Origin of the sequence: Yinghuangia soli, from assembly GCF_021502675.1 — a bacterium.
Taxonomy (GTDB): Bacteria; Actinomycetota; Actinomycetes; order Streptomycetales; family Streptomycetaceae; genus Yinghuangia; species Yinghuangia soli.
In genome coordinates this window covers 1-5,996 of the sequence record NZ_JAKFHA010000078.1, presented here as the reverse complement: position 1 = coordinate 5,996, position 5,996 = coordinate 1, and the positions used below count along the sequence as shown (strand labels likewise).

At 74.5% G+C, this 5,996-nt stretch carries 5 protein-coding genes and 1 rRNA gene; 1 reads left to right on the top strand and 5 read right to left on the bottom strand.

Annotation, left to right across the window (positions count from 1 at the left end):
• The first annotated feature begins 9 nt into the window (after positions 1-9).
• Positions 10-126: ribosomal RNA gene (gene rrf / locus LZ495_RS43515) — 5S ribosomal RNA — on the top strand.
• 212 nt (positions 127-338) lie between these two features.
• On the opposite strand, the gene LZ495_RS43510 is transcribed toward rrf, so the two are convergent.
• The 5 genes from LZ495_RS43510 to LZ495_RS43490 form a co-directional block, all read right to left on the bottom strand.
• Positions 339-1,634, bottom strand: a complete 1,296-nt coding sequence (locus LZ495_RS43510) for a DUF58 domain-containing protein (RefSeq protein WP_235058845.1) — start codon at positions 1,632-1,634, stop codon at positions 339-341.
• A 155-nt stretch (positions 1,635-1,789) separates the two neighbouring features.
• Complete coding sequence (locus LZ495_RS43505) at positions 1,790-2,719, bottom strand: AAA family ATPase (protein ID WP_235058846.1); 930 nt, start codon at positions 2,717-2,719, stop codon at positions 1,790-1,792.
• 38 nt (positions 2,720-2,757) lie between these two features.
• Positions 2,758-4,104: a DUF4350 domain-containing protein gene (locus tag LZ495_RS44540; RefSeq protein ID WP_308268973.1), complete on the bottom strand. Its 1,347-nt coding sequence runs from the start codon at positions 4,102-4,104 to the stop codon at positions 2,758-2,760.
• A complete protein-coding gene (locus LZ495_RS43495) occupies positions 4,101-4,814 on the bottom strand; it encodes a DUF4129 domain-containing protein (RefSeq protein WP_235058844.1) in 714 nt (237 codons plus the stop codon). Before LZ495_RS43495 ends, LZ495_RS44540 begins: the two co-directional genes overlap by 4 nt.
• The coding region (locus tag LZ495_RS43490; protein ID WP_235058843.1) for a DUF7847 domain-containing protein at positions 4,811-5,996 on the bottom strand (1,186 nt) is incomplete at its 5' end. The genes LZ495_RS43490 and LZ495_RS43495, both read right to left, overlap by 4 nt.

Sequence of the window (5,996 nt, the reverse complement as noted above, 5' to 3'; positions counted from 1 at the left end):
CGACAGGTTTCCGGTGGTCATGGCGAAGAGGAAACGCCCGGTCCCATTCCGAACCCGGAAGCTAAGCTCTTCAGCGCCGATGGTACTGCACTCGAAGGGGTGTGGGAGAGTAGGACGCCGCCGGAATCAACTTGAGAAGGCCCCTCCCTTTCGGGAGGGGCCTTCTTGTTTCTGGCAGAAAGCCCGCTCGGGGTTCCCGGGCGGGCTTTCTGCATTTCTGGATCTGCTGCAGGTGGCCGGCCTGCTCGTGGGCTCGGACATCCGTCGCATGGCCCATTCGTCCTCGGGCCCGGACCAGCGCTGCCATCGGGCGGGGACCAGGGGTTGCTCCCTGCGGCTCAGAGGCGGCCTGCGAGTTTCAGGGACAGGTAGGTGTCGGTGAGCTGGGAGGCCAGGTCGCCGGGGGGTGCGTCGACGACGGTGACACCGTGGCGGCGGAGTTCCGCGGCGGTGCTGCGGCGTTCGGTGCGTTCGCGTTCTGCGGCGGCGGCGCCGAAGACGGCTTCGGCGGTGCCTCGGGCGCGGGCCATTTCGGCGAGGGCGGGGTCGGCCACGGCGGCGACGACCACCTCGTGGCGGGTGGTGAGCTGGGGGAGGACCGGGAGGAGGCCCTCGCGTACGGCTTCCGCGTCGAGGCCGGTGAGCAGGACGACGAGGGAGCGGCGCTTGGCGCGGCGGATGATCTCGGCGACCAGGTGCTGGGCGTTCGATTCGACGAGTTCCGGTTCGAGGGTCGCCATGGCCTGGACGAAGGCCGGCAGGACCTCGGTGCGGGAGGTGCCGCGGACGTCGGCCCGGACGCGGCGGTCGTGGGCCAGGAAGTCGACGCGGTCGCCGGCCCGGGCGGCCACTGCGGTGAGCAGGAGGGCGGCGTCCATGGCGGCGTCGAGGCGCGGGGCGTCGCCGATGCGGGCTGCGGAGGTACGGCCGGTGTCGAGGACGACGATGATGTGCCGGTCGCGCTCCGGGCGCCAGGTGCGGACGACGACGTTCTGGTTGCGGGCGGTGGCCCGCCAGTCGATGGAGCGGACGTCGTCGCCGGGGACGTATTCGCGCAGCGAGTCGAACTCGGTGCCGCGGCCGCGGGTCAGGACGGCCGAGCGGCCGTCGAGTTCGCGGAGGCGTTCGAGCTTCGAGGGCAGCAGGCGGCGGCTGGGGAAAGCCGGGAGGACGCGTACTGTCCACGGCACTTCGTGCGAGCCCTGGCGGCCGGCCAGGCCGAGCGGCCCGAAGGACCGTACGGTCACCCGGTGCGCGCGGCGGTCGCCGCGGCGGGTGGGGAGCAGGTCGGTGGTGACGCGGCGACGTTCGCCGGGCGGGATGTCGAGGGCGTGGCGGCGGCTCGGGGAGCCGGCGCTGGGCGGCCAGGCGTCGCGCAGGAGGCCGGTGACGTGGCGTTCGGAGGAGTTCCGGACGGTGAGGGTGACCCGGCCGGGCTCGCCGAGGCGCAGGGTGGTGTCGCCGGAACGTTCGAAAGCGAGGGACCTGACCGGGCCGGCCAGCAGCAGGTCGACGACGACGCCGATGGCGAGGATGCCCTGGACGAGGAGGATCCCGGTCCAGGACGGCAGGAGAAGGCCGACGACGAGCACGCCGAGGGCGGCGAGGAGCGCGGTGCGGCCGGTGAGGGTCACGGATGGCTCCTTCCTGTGTGCGCGGAGTCTGGCGGAGTCTGTGCGTTCGGGGGCTTCGCCGTGTCGCCGGCGGGGTCAGGGCTAGCTGTCGGGGCTCAGCGCCAGGGGCTCGGTGGGCTGCGGGTGGCTGCGGGTGCGCTGCCGAAGGCAGCCGGTCAGCGCGGGACCGGGACCGCCGCGAGCACCGCGTCGACGACCGCGTCGGCGGTGACGCCTTCGAGTTCGGCTTCCGGGCGCAGTTGGACGCGGTGCCGGAGGGTCGGCTTGGCGAGGGCCTTCACGTCGTCGGGCGTCATGTAGTCGCGACCGGACAGCCAGGCCCACGCGCGGGCGGTGGCGAGCAGCGCGGTGGCACCGCGAGGGGAGACGCCGAGCTGCAAGGAGGGCGAGGTGCGGGTGGCCCGCACGATGTCGACGATGTACGCGAGGACGTCGGGTTCGACGCGCAGGCCGGCGACCGCCTTGCGCCCGGCGGCGAGTTCGGCGGTTCCGGCCACCGGGCGGATGCCGGCCGCGTCGAGGTCGCGCGGGTCGAAGCCGCCCGCGTGCCGCTGCAACACTGCGATCTCCTCGTCGCGTTGCGGCAGCGGGACGGTCAACTTGAGCAGGAAGCGGTCGAGTTGGGCCTCGGGCAGCGGGTAGGTGCCTTCGTACTCGACGGGGTTCTGGGTGGCCGCGACCAGGAACGGGTCGGGCAGCGGGCGCGGGGTGCCGTCCACCGAGACCTGGCGTTCTTCCATGGCCTCCAGCAGCGAGGCCTGGGTCTTGGGCGGCGTGCGGTTGATCTCGTCGGCGAGCATCAGGTTGGTGAAGACGGGGCCGGCCCGGAAGGAGAATTCCGCGGTGCGGGCGTCGTAGACCATCGAGCCGGTGACGTCGCCGGGCATCAGGTCCGGGGTGAACTGCACGCGGGTGGACTCGATGGCGAGGGCCCTGGCCAGGGTGCGGACCAGCAGGGTCTTGGCGACGCCGGGGACGCCCTCGAGCAGGACGTGCCCGCGGCACAGCAGCGCGATGACGAGACCGGACACGACCGGGTCCTGACCGACGACCACCTTGGCGACCTCGCCGCGCAGGGCTTCCATCGCGGCACGCGCTTCGTCGGCGGTGGTGGTTGGCTCGCTCACTGCGGAGATACCCCTGTCTTGACGTGGTCTTCCAGTAGATCGAGGTGGTCGGCCAGGGCCACCAGGCCGGCGTCGTGCTCCGGGTTCGCACCGTACAGGAGGTGGTGCACCTCGGCGGCGGAGCGTCCGGTGCGTGCCGCGACGGCCTCGACCAAGACGGCCGGGTCGAGGTGCCGGGCGGGCTGCGGGGCGCCGTACGGGGCGACGGGCGGTACGCCGGGGCCGGATGCGTGCCCCGTGCCCGCTACCGTGCCCGCTCCCAGGCCAAGGCGGGCGCCGATGCGGGTGCGGGCGGCGCTGCGGAGTTCCTCGGCGGCCCGGTCGTACGCGCGCCCGCGGCGGTAGAGGCGGGCGCGGCCTTCCGCGGTCTCGGTGGCGCGGACGACGACCGGGAGCGGCTCGGTGACCACCGGTCCGAGGCGGCGGGCCCGGTAGAGGGCCAGCAGGACGACGGCGATGCCGAGCTGCAGGATGCCGAAGCGCCAGCCGGCCGGCAGCAGCGAGATCAGTCCCCGGTCGCCGGGGCTGTCCGCCTCGTCGGGCAGGAACCAGATCAACGTGGGCTGCGCGCCCAGGAGTTGCATGCCGAGCGAGGCGTTGCCGTGTTCGTCGAGGCGGTCGTTGCGCAGCAGGCGGCCGCTGCCCAGCACGGCGACCTCGCCCGCATCGCGCGGGGCGATGACCAGGCCGGGCCGACCGGAGACGGGGTAGCAGCGCACGCCGTCGGGGCTGTTGTAGCCGCGGCCGCCGAGGTCGGCGTCGCCGGCCCGGAGCGCTTCGGGCAGGTCGCAGCGCGGCAGGGCGAGGGAGGTGTCGAAGGGGCCGGCGTCCCGGAGGCGGGTGCCGAAGGCCTCGAGTTCGCGGTCGCCGGGGGCGACGAGGATGGTGCGGGCCGGGCGCAGGACGCCGACGGCCTGGAGCTGCGCGTCGTCGAGCCGCTTCGGGAAGGGCACGAAGAGCGCGGTCGTCCCCGGGGCGCTTTCGACGGCGGCGCGGGCCTCTTCGGTGGTGGTGACGCGGCGGACGTCGACGCCCTGGCGGCGCAGGAGTTCGGCGACCGCGCGGGAGCCGGACTTGTCGGTGGCGCGCGGGTCGAGTTCGCCGCGGTCGCGGCCGCCGTTGACCAGGACGCCGATGGAGACGACGAGCAGGACGAGGACGGCCAGGAGCAGCGGGCCGCGGGCGGCGCGCCACACGGCGGCGGCGTCCGGGCTGATGGACGTATCGGCGGACGCTGCGGATGGGCGAGGCGCACCGGGGGATGTACCGGCGGACTTCGCGGATCCGGAGCCGGGGGCCAGCGGTGGGGTCCCGGCCTCGCTGCCGGGTGCGGTGCCGCTCACTGCGGGGTCCGGTCGGGGCCGGCCGGGACGGCTTCGCGGACCGGGCGGGTGGCGGCGCATTGCCGGTCGAGGTCGCGCAGTTCGCGGTCCATGGCCTCGGTTCCGGGGCGGCCGCCGTACCGCACGTCGTCGAACATGAGCGCGGCGGACAGCAGCGCGGCGGCCAGCGCCGGGAGTTGGCGGCCGGCTTCGTCGGCGGCCTCGTCGGCGGTGCGGCCGGGGCGTTCGTCGAGCAGGGCGCGTTCCTCCAGGGCGCGGACGATGGCGCGCAGCCGGTCCTGGACGGCTTCGCCCCAGGCTCCGGCGGCCGCGTGCGCGTCGGCGGCGGCGCGGTAGTCGGCGGAGGTGCGCGGCCCGTCCGCGGGGAACAGGGCCTCGCGGCGGCCGCGCCGGGCGGTGCGTACCGGGCCGAGTTTGAGGCGCAATGCGATGACCGCGCCGACCAGCACCGCGAGGATCAGCAGCGCTCCTATGCCGCCGCCCGGGGCCGCGGTGCCGATGCGGTCGAGGAGGTCGCCGAAGCGGTCCATCACCCAGTCGAACGCCTGCCGGAACCACGACGGGTCGTCCTGGTGGTAGATCGGCTTGGACAGTTCCTCGCGGGCTTGCTCCTGCGCGGGGTCGCGCGGGATGTCCACGGGTTCCGGCGTCGCGGCGGCGTGCCATCGGGGCAGCGCCGCCGCGAGCGCCGTGCCGGGGGCAGCGGTCACGGGGCCGCCGGGGTGGCGTCGTCGGGGACGAGGCCCGCGGCGCGGCCGAGTTCGAGGTCGAGGGCCTCGCGGCGCATCCGCTGGTCGATGTAGAGCAGCGCGGTCGCGCCGGCGGCCAGCGGGTAGGTCACGGCGGCGGCCAGCACGCTGCCGACGCCCAGGATCACCGAGTCGGTGAACGAGTCGGGCACCATGTCGCCGAACTCCGACAGGCCGGTGACGGCCGCGAACGGGGCCTGGATGACTCCGCCGATCAGCAGCACGAGCAGCATGATGAGCAGCGTGATGCCGCAGACGCGCCACCAGCTGCCGGTCACCAGCTTGCGGGAGCGCAGCAGCGCCTTGCGTACCGTCTGCTTCTCCAGGATCAGGGCGGGCGCGGCCAGTTGCAGCAGGATGAAGGCGTAGAACGCGAGGACCATGCCGCCGAGGGCGCCGAGCACCATGAGGGCGGCGCCGGCGTCCGACACCGTCAGGATCAGCAGGCCGGGCAGCATGCAGGCGAAGATCAGGCCGAGCACGATCAGGAACGTCATGAGCGAGACGCCGAGCAGCCGGAGCAGCAGCGGGCGGGCGCCGGACCAGGCCTGACCGAGGGTCAGGGACTTGCCGAGCACCGCGCGGCTGACCACGAGGGTCAGCAGGCCGGTGATGATCAGCTGGCCGAGCATCAGCACGACGCCGTCGATCGCGGTGAAGCCGACGACCGGGCCGAGCACGTCGAGGAGTTCGTCGGGGTCCGGGTCGTCCTCTTCCAGCACCGAGGTGTCGACGCCGTTCAGCATCGCCCACTGGAGCGGGACGGTGATCGCCTGCGTGATGACCGCGATCACCAGCGACAGGCCGATCATGACCTTCCAGTGCCGGCGCATCGCGGCGACCGCGCCGTCCAGCAACTCGCCGACGCCCAGCGGGCGCAGCGGGATGATGCCGGGCTTGGCGGCCGGGAGGTACGGGCCCTGCCAGCCGCGCGGCGGACCCCAGCCGGGACCGCCCTGCGGGGGAGCGCCCCAGCCGGGTCCGCCGGGGGCGCCCCAGCCGTGCATCGGGGTCTGCTGCGGCGGCGGGCCGCCCGGGGCTCCCCAGCCCGGCGGCGGGCCGGCCGGGGGCTGCTGCGGGGACCAGCCGGGGGCGTTGGGCGGCACCGGGCCGCCGGGCGCGCCCCAGCCGCCGGGCGCGGCG

Excerpts from the sequence above, each read along its gene's own strand:
- LZ495_RS43505 (WP_235058846.1), bottom strand. The coding sequence starts at position 2,719 with ATGGAAGCCCTGCGCGGCGAGGTCGCCAAGGTGGTCGTCGGTCAGGAC.